The organism is Thermococcus aciditolerans (assembly GCF_008152015.1).
In the GTDB taxonomy this organism is placed as follows: domain Archaea; phylum Methanobacteriota_B; class Thermococci; order Thermococcales; family Thermococcaceae; genus Thermococcus; species Thermococcus celericrescens.
On sequence record NZ_CP041932.1, the window covers coordinates 1472727 to 1492848 of the forward strand.

Here is a 20122-nt window from a genome sequence, read left to right on the forward strand (position 1 = left end):
CAAACCATGCTCAAGTGCTCAATCTGCATTCACGACGAGAGGACGGCAAAGATAGACGTCATCGACGGGAAGCCCGTGTGCAGGGAGTGCCAGGTCTACATGAAGCACCCGGTAGACGCGGAGAAAATAAGGAGGGAGCTCGAGGAGCTTATGAGGAACGTGGATCGGGCCATCGTCGCCTACTCGGGCGGAAAGGACAGTACCGTGGCCCTCTACCTGGCAAAGGAGGTCTACAAGGTTCCCGAGCTCGAGGCGGTTATGATAGACCACGGGCTGATGGCAAGGGAGGCCATAGAGAACGCGGAAAGAACCGCCAGAGCGCTGGGCGTTCCGTTCAAAGTGCTCCGCTACGACTACTCCGACATCTTCCGCGAGGCCCTTCTGAAGGCCGAATCCCCCTGCAGACGCTGTTCCAAGAGAACGACAGAGAAGCTGAGAAAGTACGCACTCAAAAACGGCTATAAGTACATCATCACCGGCCATGAACTCCCATTCGGCCACCACCCGTACAGGCGCATGAGCGGCGGCGTGACCCAGATAAGGCTTCTCTCCATGATGACCGAGAGGGAGAGGCTCGAAATCCTGGAGAAACTACCCTTCGAGTTTCCGGAGCTACCGGGCTACACTACCAACTGCCTCGTCCTCGGCCCGGCCCTGGAGCGCTACTGGGAGAAGCACGGCCACAGCTTCGAGCACCGCAGAATAGCCGCCCTGGTTCGCTACGGCCTCATGAACAGGGAGAAGGCAGAGAGGGAAACCTCAAAGCCAACGGTATCCGAGGAACAGAAAAGATTTGTCTACCAGAAACTGGGACTGGATACACTCATCCAGGAGTGATACTTTAATTTCCGGGAAACCGTTGATCCATATTTTCTTCTTCTACCAGGTTAAAATTACTTGAGTTCGTAAATGTTTTAAAGAGTACACCGATGTCATTCCGGGTGGGATCATGACTAAAGTCAGGGGCGTTACCCATGTAATCATCAGGAACCTTCTCATTCTGCTCCTCGCCCTTCTCGTCGTTGGAACCGTTATAGCCGGCGGAGAGCTGCGCATCGAACGGAACGACCTTGGCAGAGTTTACAAGTTCTACCAGAAAGACGGTGAAGTGGGCCTCGTAGACGCTATCAGCGGCTACTTCTCGGCCACGTGGAAGTTCCTGAGGGACCCACCGGAAGTAATGGGGACCAGTTTAAATGCCTTTGTGATCAAGAGCTTCGCCCTCCTCGTACTGACGGAGATCTTCCTCCTGGCATTCGGGCTTTTCCTCGGACTAAGGGCGGGCTACTACAGGGGGTGGGCCGATAAAGTCGTCTCGGTGCTCGCGCCAACGTTCTCGGCCATGCCCTCCTGGTTCATAGGCGTGGTGTTCCTGTTCCTCTTCTACTGGAAGCTCTCCCTGTTCCCCATCAACTTTGAGGACACCATAAACTGGGCCGAGGTACACGGGACGCTCTCAACGGGCACCTACCTGAAGGCCCTCGCACTGCCGGTGCTAACGCTCGTCTTCTCGAGCCTGTGGGAGTACGCCTTCAACGTCAGGAACATGATAGTGAACGAGCGCAGCAGTGACCACGTGCTCTACGACGTCGCGAGGGGACTGCCCGAGGGAAGGATAATGCGCAAGCTCCTCAGAACCGCTTTACCGGCGTTCCTGACATTCACGACGTACAACTTCCTGGAGATACTGACGGGGATGATGCTCATCGAGGTCATATTCAACATACACGGCCTCGGCTACCTGATGGCGATTTCCTTCGGCCTGACACGCATCGGGGACGGCTACGGCTTTGCCTACGCGCCGGAGATACTGTTCTTCGCAACGGCGGTTATGATGCTGTTCTACTTCATCAACGCCGTTGTCATGGAGGGTCTGTACCTCTACCTTGACCCGCGCTCAGGGGGGAGGGAACAATGAGAACCAGCGGACTCAAGCTGGGAGTGGCCATCATAGTGATATACACCATCGCAGCGTTCATGGCGCCGTACTTCGTGAACGAGGAGAAGATAGAGAACTGGTACAACGGCCTCTACTGGAAGGACAATCCCAGACTGGCCCCGCCTTCGTGGGTGAACCTCCTCGGAAAGAGCCTCCCCCCAACGGAGGAGCTGGCCCCGGTAAAGAGTCAGCCGGGCTTGCAGGTCTTTGAGTACGACTTCAGGTACTCAACGCCTCCACAGAACATAATCGTCAAGTTCAACCGAACCGAGGGAAGGCAGGTTACCGTAACTGTGACGACACCATCAGGCGAGAACTACCTGTTTCACCCGGGAACCTCGGTGGATGAGATCTCACTCGCCTACCAGTGGCAGGTGCTGATGGAGATAGCCAACGACAGGGGTGTGGAGTTCAGAATGGAGGACACCGCCTTCAGGAGGGGTCTGAGGCCGCTGTTCTTCGTGAACCGGAGCGGGGAGGTCGTTCCGGAGCACGGGGTTTACACGATAACCGTTGAGGGAGCAATCAACTCGACGGTCAAAATAGTAGGAGCCACCTACGGCATCCTGGGAACCGACACCTACGGCAGGGACGTCGGGGCGGCTTTCCTGTGGGGCGCGAGACAGACGGTGATCCTCGTCTACCTTACGGCGGTCGTGGCGGTTGCCCTTGGGACGCTCACCGGCCTCGCCGCGTCCCTAAGAGGACGGGCAGGAACCGCGGTGGACTCCATCTCAAAGCTCTCGACGATAATTCCTGTTATACCATTCATGATAGCCCTCATACCCCTAACCGGGAGCGTGTCCTACAACGCCAGGATAACGATACCGGTATGGGCCTTCGTACCGGCGCTGGCATTTCTGCTCTTCGGGAAGATAGCGAGAAACGTGGGAGCGATAGTCAGGACAGAGCTCAACAAGGAGTACGTGGCCGCGGCCGAAAGTCTGGGCGCCGACAGGAGGTGGGTGCTGAGGAGGCACATACTGCGGATAGTGGGGCCCTACTCAATCTACCAGCTCTCGCTCTTCGCACCCAAGGTGATCGCGCTGGTATCCATACTGGGCTTCTTCAGGGTCGCACCGGGGTTCAACTGGGGAACAATGCTGGGAATGGTGCTCAGCCAAAACGCGATATACAGCATGGCCTGGTGGATGATACTGCCCATTGGCCTCGCCCTCGTGCTCTTTGCCCTCGCCTTCGTCCTGATAAACCGCGAGCTGGAGGAGAGGTTCCTGTCGAGGGGGTAGAAATCAAGGGGAAAGCTTCCCCCTCAATTTTTCAAGGGCCAGCTCGAGAACCTCCTCAGGCGATGCTGCAAAGCCGCCTCCCCTCGCGAGCACTTCGCTGCCGCCCCCGCCGCCACCAGCCTCAGATAGAACCTCCCTGAGCAGTTCGTTCATCGAGATTCCCGCAACGTTTTCGTTTTTGGCAAAAACCGCGTAGTTCTCCCCGACCACCAGGGCCACGGTGTTCGGATTCTTGTCCACGAGGTACACCACGAAGGCCTGGGCGTCCTTCATGGGGGCGTCCTCAACGTACGAGACTACCCTAATCCCGCCGATTTCCCTGGCTTCTTCCAGGAGCGCCCTGGCCTTCCACCTCCAAAGCTCCCTCCTAAGGCTGTCCTTCTCCCCCTCGAGTCTTTCCAGCTCGACCTTAAGCTCCCCCACGCGCTCGACCAGCGGGCGGTTCTTGTTGGGCATCTCGTCCAGGGCCCTCCAGTAATCTTCAAGAAGCCTGTTCAGGTGTTTTAGAGCCCTGTTCCCGCAGACGAACTCGATGCGCCAGAGGTTCCGGGACTTCTTATAGAAACGAAGCACCTTTATGAGGCCAATCTCGGAGGTGTTTTCCACGTGCGTTCCTCCGCAGGGGGTTCTGTCAATGTCCCCAATAGTGACTATCCGAACCCTGTCCGTCACCTTGCTCACGTGCTTCCTCAGGGTCTCCGCTATATCATCCGGTAGGTACTTGAACTCATCAACCGTGACCGGAATTCCTTCCGAGATTATCCCGTTTGCCTCTATTTCAGCAGCAGTTACCATCCCCCAGTCGAGTTCACCATTCACCTCAATCTTGTTGTAGTTCTCGAATATTTGAAATCCGGTCGTGTCGAGGTTGTAAAGCCTCTTGAGAACAGCCGATAGGATGTGCTGGCCGGTGTGGTTTTTCATGTTCTCGTATCTCCACTCCCAGTCCAATCTGAGCCGTACCTCCTCGCCTTCCCCCGGAAGCCTTCCGATGAGGGTTCCCTCATGCCAGATTTCTTTCCGCTCTTTAACCCTTGCAATCTCTATAACAAAGCCGTCTCCCTCTATGAGTCCCCGATCGGAGGGCTGGCCCCCGCCTTCAGGGTAGAAAATCGTTCTGTCCAGAAGAACCTCCACGAGACCGTTGCCCAAATTCTTAACCTCAACGATCTTCGCGGTGGTCTCCCTAACATATGGATCCAAATAGTAAAGCTTTTCTGTCATAACCAGCACCTCACGATTCACCCAATTCCTCCTGCTCCTTCGCATACTCACTAACCATCATCCGAAGGAGGGAAGCAAGTTCTTTGTTGTACCGATCCTGCATCTCCGCAAACTTCCTCAAGGCCAGGGCTATCCCTTTGAGCCGTCTGATATCGTTGACTATTTCCTCCTGCTCCCTGGAAATCTCATCGAGAACGGAGCTTATCTCCACCATAGTCTCGATGTCCCTGCCGAGTATTTCGGTTCCCTCCCGGATTCTATCCATGACTGCCAGGGCATCCCTGAGGGTTTCGAGCTGGCCCATAACGCGGGTGTTGAAGTCTTTAATCTCCTTAGCAAGGTTCATCGTTTGAACCGCCATCTTCCGAATTTCATCGGCGACGACGGCGAAGCCTCTACCCGCTTCACCAGCGCGGGCAGCTTCTATCGATGCATTGAGGGCAACGAGGTTCGTTTGCTTGGCGACACCCGCTATCGAGTCGCTTATCCTCGAAACGTACTCAAGGTTCTCAACCAGGGTATTGAACTCTCTGGCAAAGACCTCAAAGCGCTGGAAGAAAGGCAGAAACTCCTCCTGAAACCTTTCAAGTTCCTTCATCACTTGGGATAGCTTCTCGATGTTCTCAATTATCACCATGTTGTTGTCTATAAACTGACCGCTTATTTCCTCCGCCAGCTCGTTTATGATTTTGCTGGACTCCCGGCTGGACGTCTTTATACGGACGGACTGGGCCAGCGCGCTCGATGCCTTCTCGATGCTTCTGACGTTCATGGTACCACCTCAGCGGTAGAGGTCAACACCGCATTTGAGGTTTCTCAGGAAGTCGTAAAAGCGTGGTATGAACTTCTTCGGTATAATCGCCCCATGCTGTGGCAGTATTGCCTCGACGTCAAGGTAGCTGACGCGATCGAGCCAGGCTTTTATGGCCCTGCTCGTCGGCATCAGCCTCTCGTGGACTGGTTTCATCGCCTGTATATGCCGCTCCATGCTCTCAACAACGATGTATGGATCATCGAGAATTGCTATGCCTATGTCCCCGCTAAAGAGGAACTTGCTCCTCCTGTCGTATATGGTAAAGTGGCCCGGACTGTGGAGGAAGTGAGCGGGGATGAACTCGAGGGTCGTTGCACCAAAGGCCATCGACTCACCCTCGTCGGGCAGTTCGTGTGTAACGGCCCTAGCATCCTCAAAGCCAAAGTGAGGCAGGAACCTCGTCCAGAGCCAGTGGGTTATTATCCGCGCGTTGCTGACCTCCCTCCAGAGGGGAAGGCTTCCCGCAACATCGGGGTCCTGGTGACAGATGTAAACGTACTCGATGTCCCTCGGGTCTATGTACTTGGAAGCGTTGGCAAGAACCTTCGAAAAAATCTTGTACCCTCCAGGGTCTATGAGGATTCCCTTCCCTCTGCTGACTATGAGATAGCTGTTGACATCAACGTCTTCTCCTCCCTCCTGGGTTCCAAGATAGACGACGAGGTGCTCATCATCACGGTAGAGAACGTGGTCCTTCCTTGGATCAAGCCCGGGTTCTATAAAGTACTCTCCCATCCCCACCACCGGAAGAGAACTACGAAGAGGTAATATTTAAGCGATTTGCCTACACAGCTACCTACATAAACGAATGGGATAAAAAAGCATCAGAAGCCCTCTGCCTGGGTCCTGGCCTCGATGAGGGCCTTAACCCTCTTGAGCCTGAAGAAGTTCTCGCGCTCCATCTCGTCGAGGCGCTGCTTGATGAACTTCACCGTGGCCTCCATGCGCGGGATTATGATGTACTCGAGGGCATTAACGCGCCTCTTTGTGACCTCTATCTCCCTCGCGAGCCTCTTGAGTGTCTCCTCAACCTCGGCGAGGCGGACGGCCAGATCGAGAACCTCCTCGAACTTCTCGGCGGCGAGGTCGACCTTGGCGGAGCTGGAGACGAAGGCGTAGCCGCGCTCGTTCGTGTTCCTTCTGAAGGAGTCCGCCTCTATGAGGGGAACCGGGACGCCCATAACGTTCCTCCGCTTTATCTCGACCTCCCTGTTGGGCTCGACGCTGAGGCTTATCTCCTTGAGACGGAGCATTCCCATGTCTATCTCCGCCGCCTGAAGGGCTCTGAAGGCCTCGTCCATTTTCCTCCCAAGCTCCTCCCTGAGCTGGAGCGCCTCATCGTATATCGTGAAGAACTCCATGATGAGCGCATCCTGCTTGTCCTTGAGGAGCTTGTGACCCTTCTTGGCCAGCTTAATGCGCCTCTTGAGGTTCAGGAGCTCCATACGGGTGGGCTTGACGTTGAGCAGCTCTGCCATCTCGACCACCTAAGGGTTGAAGGGAGGTCAGCCCTCCCTCTTTCTGTATTTGGGGTGGTACTTGAGGATGTACTCCTTCCTGACACGCTTGAGCTCTCCCTCCGGAAGCTCGGCAAGGAGCTCCCAGCCGAGGTCGAGGGTCTCCTCAATGCTCCTGTCCTCGTCGTAGCGCTGGGCGACGAACTCCTTCTCGAAGCGCTCGGCGAACTTGAGATACTTCCTGTCGGTCTCGCTGAGGGCCTCTTCACCAACGACGGCGACGAGGTCCCTGAGCGACCTGCCCTCCGCGTAGGCCGCGTAGAGCTGCTGGCTGAGCTGCGGGTGGTCGTCCCTGGTCATGCCCTTACCGATACCGTCCTTCATCAGACGGCTGAGCGACGGAAGGACATCAATGGGCGGGTAGATACCCTTTCTGTGGAGGTCCCTGCTGAGGACTATCTGACCCTCGGTGATGTATCCGGTCAGGTCGGGAATCGGGTGGGTTATGTCGTCGTCCGGCATCGTCAGGATGGGCACCTGGGTGATGGAACCCTTCCTGCCCCTGACACGACCGGCGCGCTCGTAGATGGTGGCCAGGTCGGTGTACATGTAACCCGGATAACCGCGCCTGCCCGGAACCTCTTCTCTTGCCGCGGAAATCTCACGCAGGGCCTCGGCGTAGTTGGTCATGTCCGTGAGGATGACGAGCACCTGCATGTCGTAGTCGAAGGCGAGGTACTCGGCAACCGTCAGCGCCATACGCGGGGTGATGATACGCTCGATGGCCGGGTCGTCGGCGAGGTTGAGGAACAGGACTGCCCTCTCTATCGCACCGGTCTCCTCGAAGCTCTTCTTGAAGAAATTAGCTTCTTCGTAGGTGATACCCATGGCCGCGAAGACGACGGCGAACTGCTCCTCCTCACCGAGGACCTTTGCCTGCCTGGCGATCTGGGCCGCGAGCATGTTGTGCGGAAGACCGGAACCGCTGAAGATGGGCAGCTTCTGGCCGCGGATGAGGGTGTTCATTCCGTCTATGGCCGAGACACCGGTCTGGATGAAGTCCCTCGGATAAGCACGAGCAACCGGATTGAGGGGAGCACCGTGGACGTCGCGCCTGTCCTCTGGGATGATCTCCGGTCCGCCGTCGATCGGCTTTCCGATACCGTTGAAGACCCTTCCGAGCATGTCCATGCTGACCGGAACCTTGAGGGTCTCTCCGGTGAAGCGGACGCGGGTCGTTTTGACGTCGAGGTCTCTCGTTCCCTCGAAGACCTGGACGATGGCAAGGTTCTCCCTTGCCTCGAGGACCTGTCCCTTCCTCTTCTCTCCGCCCTCGGTCTCTATCTCAACGACCTCACCGTAGGCGACGCCCTTGACACCCTCGACGATCATGAGCGGTCCGTAAATCTTGCTAACGGTTGAGTACTCCATTCCCGGCATCGACATCACGCCCCGTACCTCTTGAAGAGCTCCTCAAACTGAGCGTTCGTCTCATCCGTGAGAGCCCTGACGTTCTCAAGCTCGGGCTCGTACTTCATACGGCCTATCTTCTCCCTGACGGGGAGCTTGGCTATCTCGTCAACCGGAACGCCCCTGTCCACGGCCTCCATGGTCTTGTCGTAGAAGTTGAGGATAACCCTGAGCATGGTGACCTGCTTCTTCGGCGGGCAGTAGGTGTCAACCTCGTCGAAGGCGTCCTGCTGGAGGAAGTCCTCACGTATCATCCTGGTGACGATGAGCACCGCCTTCTCCCTGTCCGGCAGTGCATCGGGACCGACGATCCTGACGATCTCCTGGAGCTCGGCCTCCTTCTGGAGGAGCTCCATGGCCCTGTCGCGCATGGCCTTCCATTCCGGATCAACGTTCTGGTGCCACCAGTCCTTGATAGCGTCGACGTAGAGCGAGTAGCTCCTGAGCCAGTTGATGGCCGGGAAGTGCCTCCTACGAGCAAGGTCTGCATCGAGCGCCCAGAAGACCTTGACGACACGGAGGGTGTTCTGAACGACCGGCTCGCTGAAATCTCCACCGGGCGGCGAAACTGCACCTATGACCGAAACACTGCCAACGCGCTCCTCGCTTCCGAGGGTCACGACGCGACCGGCACGCTCGTAGAACTCCGCAATCTTACTGGCGAGGTATGCCGGGTAACCTTCCTCACCGGGCATCTCCTCGAGACGGCCCGAAATCTCACGCAGAGCCTCGGCCCATCTGCTCGTCGAGTCGGCCATCAGGGCCACGTCGTAGCCCATGTCCCTGAAGTACTCGGCGATGGTGATTCCGGTGTAGATTGAAGCCTCACGAGCCGCGACCGGCATGTTCGAGGTGTTGGCTATGAGAACTGTCCTCTCCATGAGCGGCTTTCCGGTCTTCGGGTCCTTGAGCTTCGGGAACTCCTCAAGGACGTCGGTCATCTCGTTTCCGCGCTCGCCGCAGCCTATGTAAACAACGATCTGGGCGTCACTCCACTTGGCGAGCTGGTGCTGGGTAACGGTCTTTCCGCTTCCGAACGGGCCAGGAATGGCGGCGGTTCCACCCTTGGCCTGGCTGAAGAAGGTGTCTATGGTCCTCTGTCCGGTGATGAGCGGAACCTCCGGCGGGAGCTTGTTCTTGTAGGGCCTCTTAACACGGACGGGCCACTTGTGGTACATCTTGAGCTCCTCGATGCTCCCGTCCGGCTTCTTGACCTTCGCAATGACCTCCTCGACGGTGTAGTCACCCTCCTCGGCTATCTCGACTATCTCACCCTCCACCCACGGGGGAACGAGGATCTTGTGCTCGATGATGCTCGTCTCGGGAACGAGGCCGAGCACGTCGCCGCCGACAACCCTGTCGCCGACCTTGACCCTGGGCGTGAAGTGCCACTTCTTGTCCCTCGGAAGGGCCGGGGCGGTGAGACCTCTGGCTATAAAGTCTCCGCTGAGGTCCCTGAGGGCCTCAAGCGGCCTCTGAATTCCGTCGTACATGGCGGTGAGCAGTCCGGGACCGAGCTCAACGCTCAGGGAGGCACCGGTTCCCTCGACCGGCTCACCCGGTCTTATACCTGCAGTCTCCTCGTAGACCTGGATAACAGCCTTGTCACCCTCAAGGCGGATGATTTCTCCTATGAGACCCATTTCGCCGACGCGAACGACCTCGTACATCTTGGAGCCCTTCATATCGTCGGCGACGACCAGGGGACCCGTAACACGAATTATCCTTCCCATTTCCTTTCACCTCTTCAGCTCAACACCAATTGCCCTCCTAACTATCTCCTTAATCGCCTCTTCGCCGAACCTAGAGCCGGACTTGTCCGGCACCTGAAGGATGATCGGAAGCGTAACCTCGGGTATCTCAACCTTCTGGGCGAACCTCTCCGTTATGAGTATTATTCCCACGTCGCCCCTCTCGATAAGCTCCCTGAGCTTGTTCCTGAGCCTCTCAATCTCCAGAGGCGTGTCCTCAAAGGAATAAACCTCATGGGCGCCGGCGAGTCTGAACCCCAGCGCCGTGTCCCTGTCCCCGAGCACGGCTATCTTCATGCGGCATCACCCGCCATCTCCTTTATCCTCTCTGGCTCGAGGCCGTCGCTGATGAGCTTGGCTATGGCCCTGAGCTTCCTGACCTCACGCTCCTTCTGAAGGACGTAGCCGAGCGGTGCGGCCACGCTGAGCGGGTAGAACCTGTTGAACTCGTTCACCCGCGTGAGGATGTGCCTCTCGAGGGCCCTCTCGAGGACGCTCAGATCCCTCTCGACATCCTCCCTGACGTCCCTGATGACCGGGCCGTACTTGGTAGAGTCCAGCTCCGCCAGTGCCATGCCGAGGTCGTCCACGTGCAGGAGTGGGTCGAGCCTGACGCTTCCGCCGGGTATGAGCATGGGCCTGATCTCCTCAGCGGGCATTCCAGCGACCTTGGCCCTGAGGACTGTGAGGATGTTCAGTTTGTCTATCTTCAGCCTGATGAACTCTTCAAGGATGACGCGTTCATCCTCCTTCCTGGAGAGGGCATAGCTGAGCAGCTTACCGTAGTGCATCCTGTAGAGCTCGGTCTCAAACTCCCTGGGGGTTATCTCCCCGAGGATGAGCTTCTGGTAGGGCTCCTCGTAGGGGGTACCCTCTAGCACGACGAGTATCTCCTCCATGGTTTTGGCCCCTGCGATGGCCTTGATCTTCGGGAGCATGGTTCCGATTTCGATGACGTAGTCCGCCGCCGGCTCTCCTACCAGCTTGGCCTTGACGACGCTCGCCACGTTCCTGACGTCCCACTCCTCAAGCATGAGCCTGAAGAAGGGGGCGGACCTCTTCGGGAGGATTTTAATCATCAGCTCGTAGGTTCCAGCCAGGGCTCTCTCCAGGGCCCTCTCTATGGATTCAACGTCGTAGCCCGAGAGGTCGGCGAAGTAATCCCTGTAGTCGGTGTCCTCAAGACCGACGACGAAGTTCTGGAGCGTCCTGCTCTCGGCCAGCTCGTTGAACCTCTGCTCGGTGAGGAGCTTCGCCTCCATCGCCCTTATCCTGGCGTTGGGGTAAGAGTAGGGGGTGTATTTCCAGATTATTCTGGCCGTTTTGTATCCCACCCACGTGAACACCACTGCAAGGGTAGTGTCCAGTATTCCGCTCACCGCTCCTGGTTCCATCGCCCTCACCCGAAGAGAGCCTTGGCTATTTCCGCCCTGAGCTCGCCTTCAAATCTCTCTATCCTGGCCTCGAAGGTGTTGTTAACCCTGACGGCGCCGTCGGGGGTCTCAACGACGAGGCCGCCGATGGTGCCGATCGGCTCCCCGAGGCTCACCTCGATCTCCCTGCCGAGCCTCTCGCCGAGGGCTTTTCTGAACTCATCGGCCCTCTCTGAGAGGAGCTTCAGAGTCCTCTCGTTGGAGCGAACGACGACGCTCTCGGAACCGAGCTCCCCAACCGCCTGAACCGCAAGGTCAACGAGCATCGGGAAGTACTCCTCGTCGGGAAGCTCCGCAAGCCTCTCACGAAGCGCGGTGATGACCTCCTGGATGAGCTCCTCCTGAACGGCGAGCCTCTTCTTCCTGACCTCGAGGCGGGCGTTGGCTACTATCCTCTGCTTCTCTATCTCTGCCTGGGTTTGGGCCTTCCTCATTATCCACTCGGCCCTGGCCTCGGCCCTCTTCCTCGCCTCCTCCTTGATCTGCTCCGCTTCCTTCTGGGCCTCACTGAGGATGTACTGTATCTTCTGCTCCGCTTCCCTGTTTATCTCCTGAATGATCAGCTCTGCTCCATCCATCCTCCTTCCTCCTCGCTGCTATAAAGAAAGTTTTGGACGGAGTCAGAAGCCGACTCCGGTAACTATCATGATCAGGGCACCGACGAGACCGAAGATGGCCATGGTCTCGGCCATAGCGGCGAAGATGATTCCCTGGGTGAAGGTCTTCGGGTTCTTGGCGACGGCACCGATACCGGCGCTGGCGATGATACCCTGCGGGATGGCCGAGAGGCCGGTGAGACCAACCACGAGACCGGCACCGAGGAGTATGGCACTCTTAACGATGTTGTCCATGTTGGTCGGGTCGGTGAACTTGAAGCCGCCACCGAGGATTCCCGAGACCATCAGGATGAGGAACAGGGTAATGAGGCCGTATATACTCTGGGTCATTGGAAGACCCTCAAGGATGAGGGCGTTCTTGAAGTTCTTCTCATCCTCGGCGACGACTCCTGCCGCTGCTGCACCTGCTATACCAACACCGAAGGCCGAAGCGGCTCCGGCGAGACCGGCCGCAAGGGCCGCACCAAGGGATACGTAAACTATCGGGTCCATCTTTCATGCACCTCCTTAAGCTTCAAACTCCAACTCAGACACTTCTCTTTTTGCCCTGAAGGGCTCGAAGGGTTTACCTTCACCTGAATAGAACGTACCGAAAAATTCAACGTACTGGAGACGGAGCGAGTGGACAAACGCTCCGAGGGCGTTGATGGCGACCGAAAACAGCTGGCCGCCGGCAAAGAGTATGAGACCTATGACTATGCCTATTGGAACGGGGCCTATGCTTACACCCCAGACCATCTGCACGAGGATGTTGATGACCATCGCTATTCCTGCCGTCGCTAGGGCCAGCGCCATCAGCCTCGCGTAGCTGAGCCAGCTTCCCACGAAGCCGAAGAAGTCCGAGATTATCAGCAGCACCGCCAGCCCGCCGTTGTTGACTATCTCCCCTATTGCGAAGAGCACCAGACCGAATCCGAAGAGGACTTTGCCAGCCGTCCCGGCGCTTGGGCTGCCGCTTCCGAGCACTAGGGTGACTATTCCAAGTATTATGAGCATCCATGAGAACTGATCGAGCACCGCTCCCTTCCTGTCGCCGTTCTTGAACTTGACCACGAAGCCCAGGGTGTAGCCCAGGAAGAGGTGGGCTATGCCTATCGCGAGAGCAAGCTGGAGCACCACTAGGGCATCCTGGAAGGTGTCCCAGACGCGCGGGACGGTGAATCCAGCTAAATCGAGTGCGTTGCCGAAGTAGCTGCCGAAGATGGCGCCCATGATCATGGTGAAGAACGAACTGATGAGCAGTGTGTAGGAGAACTTGTAGGTGCCGTCGTTGAACTTCCTGTGTCCCTTGACGAGGAGCGCTGCGATTATGGCTATGATGAGACCGTACATGAAGTCGGTGAGCATGAATCCGAAGAAGAACGAGTACGTGAAGGTTATTATCGGGGTCGGGTCTATCTCGTCGTACTTGGGAACGCCGTACATCTCGGTGAGCATCTCGAAGGGCCTGGCCCAGCCGGGGTTCCTGAGCTTTATCGGAATCTCGTCAAGCTCCTCCGCACTCGGCTCGCGGACGTTGATGTAGGCCTTGTTCTCGGTAACCCTCTTTATTCCCTCGAGAACCCTGGGGACATCAGCCCTGGGGAGCCAGCCGACGAGGGCGAACGTCATGTTGGTTCTGGCGAGCATCGGAAGCACCGTGGATTTGTCGCGCTCGTTCTCCATCAGCTCCTGGTAGAAGACGACGTCGTCGTAGTACTTCTCTGCCAGCATCTCGGCATCTTTCCTGGCGCTCTCAAGCTCTTCCTCCTTGGCGCGGAGCTTCTCCTCGTAAACCGCTATGAGCTCCTTCGGCGTTCCCTCCCCCGCGGGAACCTCGAGCCTCTCGAGGGAGTACTTGGCGAGTATCGGGTTGGCCTTCTCATAGTCCGCCCGGAGGAAGGCGAAGACCGCCAGAACCTTGTCCTTGAACTCCTTGGAGACGACGACGGCCCTTCCCTCCGTGGCCTTCTCGACCTCCTCAACGAGGGGCCTGAACTTGTTCCTGTCAATGGTTCCTACGATTATCTCGAGCATGCCCGTTGATTTAAGGTACGAAACGTCAAGGTTGAGCACGGAGAGCAGCTCAAGAATCGCGATGTCGTTCTTTATCCTCTCGATCTCGGTCTGGGTGGAGGTTATCTTGCCCTCAACCGCCTTTATCTCGGGCTCGACCGTGGCCAGGAACGCCTCAACGTCCTTGATGAGCTTCTCCACTCCCTCGTACCGGTACTTCTTCTTCGCCCTCTCACTCGGGAAGATGAACTCCCTTATGCCGCCCCCGGTCTGCTTCTTATACGCCTTGAGAAAATCGACGAGCCTGGATATGGTTATGCTGTACGAGGCGGCCTTCCTGTGGTACTCGTTCGGCGAGTCCTTTTGGGCCACGTCAACGCTGAGCTCCCTTATCTCGATCACGCCGTTCTCGTGGAGGTAGGTGAGAAGACTGTCCTTGTAGCGGTTGAGCGTGATGACCTCTATTTTGACCATCTCTTCAGGCTTGAACATCGTCAGCTCCCTCTCACGAGTGCTATACCAGCCGAGATGGCCCTCTCAAAGTTGTTGGTGGCCTTCACCTTGAGCTCCTCTATCTCAGCGTTGCCCTCCTCGAGGACCTTTTTGGCCTCCTCCTCGCCTTCGGCGCGGGCCTTCTCGACGAGGGCTTCCGCCTGAGTCTCAGCGTTCCGTATAATCTCCCTCTCGAGAAGCTTGGCCTCCTCACGGGCCTTAAGCACTATCTCCCTGGCGTCCTCTTTGGCCTTCTCAATGCGTGCCTCGGCCTGCTTCTCTGCATCAACAATCTGCTTGATGACGTCCTCCATGATTAGCCCCCCAATGACCCTGAAAACAGGTTTCCTCACACGTCGCTTTTGGCTTCCCTAACCGGTTTAAATAGTTTTTGGCCCCCACACCAAAGATATGACGAGGAAAGAACAGAGATGGACATAAAAGTTGAAAAAAATGTCATATTAACTTTCATTGTCGGGTTTTCTCCTCTCGAGGAGACCCTTCACGCTGTCCAGTATGCTGTTCTTGGCGAAGACTATGACCTGACCCCTCTCTGGGAGCTTCGTGTCGCCGGACGGAATTATCAGGTTGCCCTTCTCGTCGTAAACGGCTATCATGAGGGCGTCCCTGGGCAGTTTGAGGTCGCGGACGTACTTGCCCGCTATCTCGCTGTTTTCGTCGATGGTGAAGCGGACTATCTCGGCGCCCTCCTTCGGGAAGAGGACGCGGTCGAAGCCCGGCGTGACTATGTTCCTGCTTATATACTCCGCCGCTATTTCCTCAGGACTGATGACGAAGTCGAAGTAGCGCTTGAGGTCGGTTACCTCCTCAAAGATGCGCCTGTTCTTGGGGTTCCCCAGCCTGAGGGAGGTTTTCACCTTGGGGTTCAGGTGCTTTGCCAGTATGCAGGCCAGCAGGTTGGCGTCGTCCTTGCCTGTCAAAGCTGCAAAGGCGTCCGCCTGCTTGATGTTGGCCTCCTCGAGGGTCTTCGGGTCGGTCGCGTCGCCCTCAATAACCAGCCCGTTGATGAGGAGGGAGAGCTCCTTGGCCCTCGCCTTGTCCATCTCGATTATGGTGACGTCATGGCCGTCCTCCTCGAGCATCTTGGCGACGAGGAAACCGACCCTTCCTGCGCCCATTATCACTACGAACATCAGTCCTCACCGAGCAGGTATTTTGCTATCTCCGCGTAGGCCGGCCTGGTGACGAGGATTCCGATGAGGACGCCGAGTATGGTGGTGAAAGCGAATCCCTTGAGCGTTCCGACGAAGTAAACCAGCAGGAAGCTCATGGCCGCTATGGTCGTCGCCGCGGAGGCGAAGATGACGAAGAACGCCCTTCCCATCCTCCTGAGAACGCTGGCACGCCTGGTTATCCTGGTGCTTCTCTCACCGCTGAGGAGCTCGTCGGTTATGACTATCTGCTGATCGACGCCGGTACCAATCGCCGCGATGATACCCGCGATGCTCGGGAGGTCGAGGTTCCAGTTTATGAGGGACGCGAAGCCGAGTATTATTACAACCTCAAAGAGGCTGGTGCTCGCGACGGGGATGGCAATCCTCCAGTTCCTGTAGTGGAAGTACACGATCAGGAGCACCGCTATCAGGGCGGCGAGACCGGCGTAGAGGGCCTGGGTCCTGAAGTTCTCCCCGAGGCGCGGGGATATGAACTCCATGCCGACGACGTTGAGCTTGACCGGAAGCGAACCGCTCTTGAGAACGGTGTATATCGTGCTGGCCTCCTGCTCGGCCGTCATCCTGTCAGGGGCGGTTCCTGTGATCTGAACGTCCTGCTGAGGTTCACCCACCGTGAGGCCCTCACCGAGGGAGTAGGGGCCGTAGAGCCCGAGAACCCTGACCACGAGGGCGTGATCGCTCTCACCGGGGGCCCTCGGAATATAGCGAACCGTGATGTTCATGTCCTCAAGCTGGGTCTGCAGGTCCTGCGGGACATCGACGAGAACTATCTTATCCTTGCCCTCCGCGAGTTTGACTATCTCATCCGCGCTCTGGTTGGCGTAGGCGACGACTGTTACGTTGAAGGCCTGGCCAATCCTCTCCATGAGGGTCGGGGCGTTCGGGGCCTCGGCGTTGAAGTCCGTGCTGTTCATGAGCCTGTAAACCGAGTCCGGAACCACCATCAGGGAGTTGACCGGGGGATCGAGGAACATGTCAACGGGCCAGCCGACCTTGCCCTTGGCCAGCGCGGCGAACTTCTCGGCGGCGCCTTTGGATATCCTGAACGGGACAGCCCAGCTGTTATCTGGCTTTATCTGATAGATTCCAACGTACTCAACGTCCTCGCCGGTTCCGAACACGGTCCCTGTGAACTCCATGTAGAATACACCCTGGCTCTCGATGACGGACTTTATCTGGTTGGCCTGCTCTGCGGTACTAACGTTGGCGACCTTGATGAGGACTATCTGGTCTCCCTGCGCCTCGACGGTGATGTCCCTCAGTCCAAGGGTGTTGAGCCTCTTCTGGAGCGAGCTGACAACGAGCTGCATCGTATCGCTGTCAACGGGGTGCTCTGTCTGGGCGACGAGGGCAACACCACCGGATATATCGATTCCATACGTCAGGGGCTTGAAGGCCAGAGTAGCCACGGAGCCCACGAGGAACAGGATGAGCAGGATTATCCTCCAGTTGAGGAGGAGATTCCGGGTTCTTCTCTTCATTCGCTACCACCCCTTGCCTGGCTTGAGAGGTACCACTTCAGCACGCCGGCGTTAAGAACCCAGGTGTTCATGAAGTCCGCGAGGAGACCGAAGATGAGGACGATGGCTATGTTGTCGATGGTCTGGCTGGTGGATATGATCCAGAGCACGAGCAGGGCGCCGAGGGTGGTTGTGCTCATCGTGAATCCGGTAGAGACCGCGCTCAGGTATGCTTCATCCACGCTGTCCTCCTTCCTCCTGAGGAGCTTGGTGGTCAGGAGGATGTTGCTGTCAACGGTGTAACCGATGAGCATGAGCAGGGCAGCTATCGTGGCCGTTGTCAGCTCAATGCCGAAGAGACCCATGAGGGCGACGGCTATTGCCATATCCGAGAGGGCCGAGAAGATTATAGTCATCGACGGCACGAGGTTCCTGAAGAACAGGAACACCACCACAGCCATAGCCAGGAACGCGAAGACGAGGGCCCTTATTCCCTGCTGCTGGGCGATTTTACCGAAGGTGGGCTGAACCTCGCTGTGGGTGTACTCCGCGTTTGGATAGTCGTGCTTCAGTACATTTATTATCTCAGCGGGGTCAGTACCGACGGGAGCGTAAACCCTGATGCCGCTGGTATCAACGCTGGTGAAGCTCTCGACCCTCACGTCCACTCCCAGCTGGGCGCTCAGGGTCTTGGCGAGCTCATCGGGGTTCGCATCGATTCCATAGGCGGTGACGACCACACCGCCCTGGAGGTCTATTCCAAGCGTGGGGAAGTTAACCGCGAGCAGAATCAGAGCCACAAGGAATACCACCAACGGATACAGGATCATTCTTTTGTATTCCATCTCGGCCAGAAAGCCAAGCTTCTTTCGTTTCCTTGCCCTCACGGCGTCACCGGCCGTGGGCTTTGCCTTAGTTTTAGGCTTCGACATACCTTCACCCCGTCGTTAGTTTTTGCAAAACTTGTCGTTAGTTGGAAGCATGAGTTTTAAAATTAGTGGTTCATGCCTGAAAATGGCCAGCGATGAGCAGACCAAACGGGGGCGGAGAGGGGGCTTAATTCATGAAATAGCCTTCAAATCGGGACTAAGCCCAATCCCCCAGGAGCTTTCGGAAAATTTCAATAACAGCCAGAATTTAACAGTTCAATGCATTCCAGGCCAATTCAGAGCAGTTCAACGGCAGAACGGCCCGCCCATAGTTCCCCTCTTGAGGGCTTAACTTTAAAAAGGGTACGTAATAGGAGCAACAAGAGGTGAGAGACCATGAGCGAGATAGAGACCATCGGGTTCCACTACGTTGTCGAAGCGGCAGGTTGCGATCCTGAGGTTCTAGGTGACGCTGACAGGATAAGGCAGATATTCCTCGACGCGGCGAAGGTCAGCGATATGGAGGTCAAGTCAAGCTATTTCTTCAAGTTCTCCCCGACCGGTGTCAGCGGCGTCGTCATAGTCGCTGAAAGTCACATCTCAGTTCACACCTGGCCCGAGAGGGGCTATGCCGCTCTGGACGTCTACACCTGCGGCACCAAGGCCGACCCGGAGAAGGCCGTCGATTACATACTTGAGCAGTTTAAAGCCAAATACGCCCACGTCTCGGAGATAAAGCGCGGAATAGAGGAGGACGACGACACCTACACCCACATGATAATGACGTGGGAAGAGGCCCTCAGAAAGAACGGGAAGGAATAAGAGGCCTCATAAAAGCTTTTCTATCTCTTTTACCGTTTCCAGTGCATCGTTCAGTATTCTCTTGACGTTCTCGAGCTTCGCAACCAGCTCGCGGTTCTTTTCCTCGAGCGCCATGATTCGCTCCCTAAGCTCCTCGTTCTCCCTCCTAAGCTTCTCGCACTCCTCAAACCCAGCCGGTCGGCCGCCTTCGGCAAGGACCTCAATGTTTCTGGCCAGTTCGTCGAGCCTGCCCCGCTTTATGAGCTCGTAGGTCTCCCTGACGAGCTGACCGGCCTTGGTCTCGCCCTTGAGGTGCTTCCTTATCGTTGCCTCAGTCCTGCCGAGTTCCTCCGCGATTTCACTTACTGTCATTCCCGCCTTCTCCCTCGCTATGGCTCCAGCGGCGACCGCTAAGCTGTCCACCCAGGTCAGCCTCTCTGCCGGGTCCTTAATCAGCCCTATGACCTCCGGTCTGAAGAGGGTAGCGAATAGGAGCACGCTCTCAAGCCTGTGTATCTCCTCCCTCCCGAGGGGGTTCAGCGGGACCTCCATTCTCTCACCCCCTCCCGTTTTTAATCGAGCTCCACAACTGTTTTCCTCATGAGAACCCTGTCTGGGTAAACGACGATTCCCCTGTCCGTTATCTCGAAGGGATGCCTCCTCATGCTGTGACTAGTTCCGCGCATCTTCCAGACTATCAGGCTTCTCTTAAGCTCGCCGTCAATCTCATCGAGGTCGAGCCTTATTATGCCATCAACACCGTGCTCAACGCCCGGCCCTCCAAAGCCGCGCTCACCAACGCTTATCTGGCTCACGAGTATGCCCGTAACTCCGAGGCCTGCCAGAACGCGCTTGAGCTGCATGACAACGCTCCTTGCCATCGCCGGCTTGTTAATGTAGAGGGTAGTGACGGAGTCTATCACCACCCTCCTGGCGCCGATATCCTTGATAGCCGTTCTCAGGACGTCTATAAACTCTCTGATATCCGTCAGGTCGTGGACGATGTACCTCTCGTACTCCCTGCTCTTTCCCACGCCCGCGGTGAACGCGTCCACCATCGCAAACAGGCCTTCTTCCTCGTACTTCCTCACGTCCCAGCCGAAGCCCGCCATGTTCCCCCTGACCTGAAGGGGGTGCTCCTCCAGTGCCACGTATATGCCGGGCTCGCCGTTCTGAATGCCGCTCCACAGAAACTGCTGGCTGAATATGGTCTTCCCTGTCCCCGGACCGCCGCTCAGGAGAACGACGTTCCTCTCGGGGATTCCGCCGTGAAGAACCTCGTCCATCCCGGGGATGCCCGTCCTCACCCTCCCCACCATCGGGCATCACCCCTTTAGTTACTTTTTGTTATCAATTA

General features: G+C 57.0%; 21 protein-coding genes. 4 read left to right on the forward strand and 17 right to left on the reverse strand.

What is annotated here, in order from left to right:
• Positions 1–6: 6 nt before the first annotated feature.
• The 3 genes from FPV09_RS08120 (at position 7) to FPV09_RS08130 (ending at position 3186) form a co-directional block, all read left to right on the forward strand.
• Positions 7–837, forward strand: coding sequence for a DUF7411 family protein (locus tag FPV09_RS08120; protein WP_148883023.1), 831 nt, complete (start codon positions 7–9; stop codon positions 835–837).
• 112 nt (positions 838–949) lie between these two features.
• Positions 950–1918 carry an ABC transporter permease subunit gene (locus FPV09_RS08125; RefSeq protein WP_058938094.1) on the forward strand — a complete coding sequence of 323 codons (969 nt, stop codon included), beginning with the start codon at positions 950–952 and terminating at the stop codon, positions 1916–1918.
• Complete coding sequence (locus FPV09_RS08130; protein ID WP_148883024.1) at positions 1915–3186, forward strand: ABC transporter permease; 1272 nt, start codon at positions 1915–1917, stop codon at positions 3184–3186. Before FPV09_RS08125 ends, FPV09_RS08130 begins: the two co-directional genes overlap by 4 nt.
• Before the next feature lie 3 nt (positions 3187–3189).
• Here the strand turns inward: FPV09_RS08130 and FPV09_RS08135 are convergent, their stop codons facing one another.
• The 15 genes from FPV09_RS08135 to FPV09_RS08205 form a co-directional block, all read right to left on the reverse strand.
• Positions 3190–4410, reverse strand: a complete 1221-nt coding sequence (locus FPV09_RS08135) for an alanyl-tRNA editing protein (protein WP_148883025.1) — start codon at positions 4408–4410, stop codon at positions 3190–3192.
• 10 nt (positions 4411–4420) lie between these two features.
• A complete protein-coding gene (locus tag FPV09_RS08140) occupies positions 4421–5182 on the reverse strand; it encodes a methyl-accepting chemotaxis protein (RefSeq protein ID WP_148883026.1) in 762 nt (253 codons plus the stop codon).
• Positions 5183–5191: 9 nt separating this feature from the next.
• Positions 5192–5959 carry an oxygen-binding di-iron domain-containing protein gene (locus FPV09_RS08145; RefSeq protein WP_058938097.1) on the reverse strand — a complete coding sequence of 256 codons (768 nt, stop codon included), beginning with the start codon at positions 5957–5959 and terminating at the stop codon, positions 5192–5194.
• A gap of 89 nt (positions 5960–6048) precedes the next feature.
• The gene (locus FPV09_RS08150; RefSeq protein ID WP_148883027.1) at positions 6049–6702 is read right to left on the reverse strand and encodes a V-type ATP synthase subunit D; all 654 of its coding nucleotides are present in this window, start codon (positions 6700–6702) and stop codon (positions 6049–6051) included.
• 27 nt (positions 6703–6729) lie between these two features.
• Complete coding sequence (locus tag FPV09_RS08155) at positions 6730–8121, reverse strand: ATP synthase subunit B (RefSeq protein ID WP_148883778.1); 1392 nt, start codon at positions 8119–8121, stop codon at positions 6730–6732.
• A gap of 5 nt (positions 8122–8126) precedes the next feature.
• Positions 8127–9884, reverse strand: coding sequence for an ATP synthase subunit A (locus FPV09_RS08160; protein ID WP_148883028.1), 1758 nt, complete (start codon positions 9882–9884; stop codon positions 8127–8129).
• A 6-nt stretch (positions 9885–9890) separates the two neighbouring features.
• Positions 9891–10199 carry a V-type ATP synthase subunit F gene (locus tag FPV09_RS08165; RefSeq protein WP_058939585.1) on the reverse strand — a complete coding sequence of 103 codons (309 nt, stop codon included), beginning with the start codon at positions 10197–10199 and terminating at the stop codon, positions 9891–9893.
• Positions 10196–11296: a V-type ATP synthase subunit C gene (locus FPV09_RS08170; protein ID WP_148883029.1), complete on the reverse strand. Its 1101-nt coding sequence runs from the start codon at positions 11294–11296 to the stop codon at positions 10196–10198. The genes FPV09_RS08165 and FPV09_RS08170 overlap by 4 nt, the downstream gene beginning before the upstream one ends.
• A gap of 5 nt (positions 11297–11301) precedes the next feature.
• Complete coding sequence (locus FPV09_RS08175) at positions 11302–11913, reverse strand: V-type ATP synthase subunit E (protein WP_148883030.1); 612 nt, start codon at positions 11911–11913, stop codon at positions 11302–11304.
• A gap of 42 nt (positions 11914–11955) precedes the next feature.
• Complete coding sequence (locus FPV09_RS08180; RefSeq protein WP_014788773.1) at positions 11956–12444, reverse strand: V-type ATP synthase subunit K; 489 nt, start codon at positions 12442–12444, stop codon at positions 11956–11958.
• Positions 12445–12459: 15 nt separating this feature from the next.
• A complete protein-coding gene (locus tag FPV09_RS08185; RefSeq protein WP_148883031.1) occupies positions 12460–14439 on the reverse strand; it encodes a V-type ATP synthase subunit I in 1980 nt (659 codons plus the stop codon).
• 2 nt (positions 14440–14441) lie between these two features.
• Positions 14442–14753: a V-type ATP synthase subunit H gene (locus tag FPV09_RS08190; RefSeq protein ID WP_148883779.1), complete on the reverse strand. Its 312-nt coding sequence runs from the start codon at positions 14751–14753 to the stop codon at positions 14442–14444.
• A 147-nt stretch (positions 14754–14900) separates the two neighbouring features.
• Positions 14901–15593 carry a potassium channel family protein gene (locus FPV09_RS08195; protein ID WP_148883032.1) on the reverse strand — a complete coding sequence of 231 codons (693 nt, stop codon included), beginning with the start codon at positions 15591–15593 and terminating at the stop codon, positions 14901–14903.
• Entirely contained in the window at positions 15593–17116 is a 1524-nt protein-coding gene (locus tag FPV09_RS08200) for a preprotein translocase subunit SecD (protein ID WP_148883033.1), read from the reverse strand. Before FPV09_RS08200 ends, FPV09_RS08195 begins: the two co-directional genes overlap by 1 nt.
• The gene (locus FPV09_RS08205; protein ID WP_148883034.1) at positions 17113–18027 is read right to left on the reverse strand and encodes a protein translocase subunit SecF; all 915 of its coding nucleotides are present in this window, start codon (positions 18025–18027) and stop codon (positions 17113–17115) included. Before FPV09_RS08205 ends, FPV09_RS08200 begins: the two co-directional genes overlap by 4 nt.
• Before the next feature lie 333 nt (positions 18028–18360).
• Between FPV09_RS08205 and speD the strand changes: the two genes are divergently transcribed.
• Entirely contained in the window at positions 18361–18786 is a 426-nt protein-coding gene (gene speD / locus FPV09_RS08210) for an adenosylmethionine decarboxylase (protein ID WP_148883035.1), read from the forward strand.
• A gap of 6 nt (positions 18787–18792) precedes the next feature.
• Here speD and FPV09_RS08215 read toward each other — a convergent pair whose 3' ends face one another.
• Positions 18793–19317 carry a hypothetical protein gene (locus FPV09_RS08215; RefSeq protein ID WP_148883036.1) on the reverse strand — a complete coding sequence of 175 codons (525 nt, stop codon included), beginning with the start codon at positions 19315–19317 and terminating at the stop codon, positions 18793–18795.
• A gap of 20 nt (positions 19318–19337) precedes the next feature.
• Positions 19338–20084: a KaiC domain-containing protein gene (locus tag FPV09_RS08220; protein WP_148883037.1), complete on the reverse strand. Its 747-nt coding sequence runs from the start codon at positions 20082–20084 to the stop codon at positions 19338–19340.
• Positions 20085–20122 lie beyond the last annotated feature (38 nt).

Bases quoted from the DNA above. Each gene is read 5' to 3' on its own strand.
- FPV09_RS08120 (WP_148883023.1), top strand. From the start codon at position 7: ATGCTCAAGTGCTCAATCTGCATTCACGACGAGAGGACGGCAAAGATA.
- FPV09_RS08125 (WP_058938094.1), top strand. From the start codon at position 950: ATGACTAAAGTCAGGGGCGTTACCCATGTAATCATCAGGAACCTTCTC.
- FPV09_RS08130 (WP_148883024.1), top strand. From the start codon at position 1,915: ATGAGAACCAGCGGACTCAAGCTGGGAGTGGCCATCATAGTGATATAC.
- FPV09_RS08135 (WP_148883025.1), bottom strand. From the start codon at position 4,410: ATGACAGAAAAGCTTTACTATTTGGATCCATATGTTAGGGAGACCACC.
- FPV09_RS08140 (WP_148883026.1), bottom strand. From the start codon at position 5,182: ATGAACGTCAGAAGCATCGAGAAGGCATCGAGCGCGCTGGCCCAGTCC.
- FPV09_RS08145 (WP_058938097.1), bottom strand. From the start codon at position 5,959: ATGGGAGAGTACTTTATAGAACCCGGGCTTGATCCAAGGAAGGACCAC.
- FPV09_RS08150 (WP_148883027.1), bottom strand. From the start codon at position 6,702: ATGGCAGAGCTGCTCAACGTCAAGCCCACCCGTATGGAGCTCCTGAAC.
- FPV09_RS08155 (WP_148883778.1), bottom strand. From the start codon at position 8,121: ATGCCGGGAATGGAGTACTCAACCGTTAGCAAGATTTACGGACCGCTC.
- FPV09_RS08160 (WP_148883028.1), bottom strand. From the start codon at position 9,884: ATGGGAAGGATAATTCGTGTTACGGGTCCCCTGGTCGTCGCCGACGAT.
- FPV09_RS08165 (WP_058939585.1), bottom strand. From the start codon at position 10,199: ATGAAGATAGCCGTGCTCGGGGACAGGGACACGGCGCTGGGGTTCAGA.
- FPV09_RS08170 (WP_148883029.1), bottom strand. From the start codon at position 11,296: ATGGAACCAGGAGCGGTGAGCGGAATACTGGACACTACCCTTGCAGTG.
- FPV09_RS08175 (WP_148883030.1), bottom strand. From the start codon at position 11,913: ATGGATGGAGCAGAGCTGATCATTCAGGAGATAAACAGGGAAGCGGAG.
- FPV09_RS08180 (WP_014788773.1), bottom strand. From the start codon at position 12,444: ATGGACCCGATAGTTTACGTATCCCTTGGTGCGGCCCTTGCGGCCGGT.
- FPV09_RS08185 (WP_148883031.1), bottom strand. From the start codon at position 14,439: ATGTTCAAGCCTGAAGAGATGGTCAAAATAGAGGTCATCACGCTCAAC.
- FPV09_RS08190 (WP_148883779.1), bottom strand. From the start codon at position 14,753: ATGGAGGACGTCATCAAGCAGATTGTTGATGCAGAGAAGCAGGCCGAG.
- FPV09_RS08195 (WP_148883032.1), bottom strand. From the start codon at position 15,593: ATGTTCGTAGTGATAATGGGCGCAGGAAGGGTCGGTTTCCTCGTCGCC.
- FPV09_RS08200 (WP_148883033.1), bottom strand. From the start codon at position 17,116: ATGAAGAGAAGAACCCGGAATCTCCTCCTCAACTGGAGGATAATCCTG.
- FPV09_RS08205 (WP_148883034.1), bottom strand. From the start codon at position 18,027: ATGTCGAAGCCTAAAACTAAGGCAAAGCCCACGGCCGGTGACGCCGTG.
- speD (WP_148883035.1), top strand. From the start codon at position 18,361: ATGAGCGAGATAGAGACCATCGGGTTCCACTACGTTGTCGAAGCGGCA.
- FPV09_RS08215 (WP_148883036.1), bottom strand. From the start codon at position 19,317: ATGGAGGTCCCGCTGAACCCCCTCGGGAGGGAGGAGATACACAGGCTT.
- FPV09_RS08220 (WP_148883037.1), bottom strand. From the start codon at position 20,084: ATGGTGGGGAGGGTGAGGACGGGCATCCCCGGGATGGACGAGGTTCTT.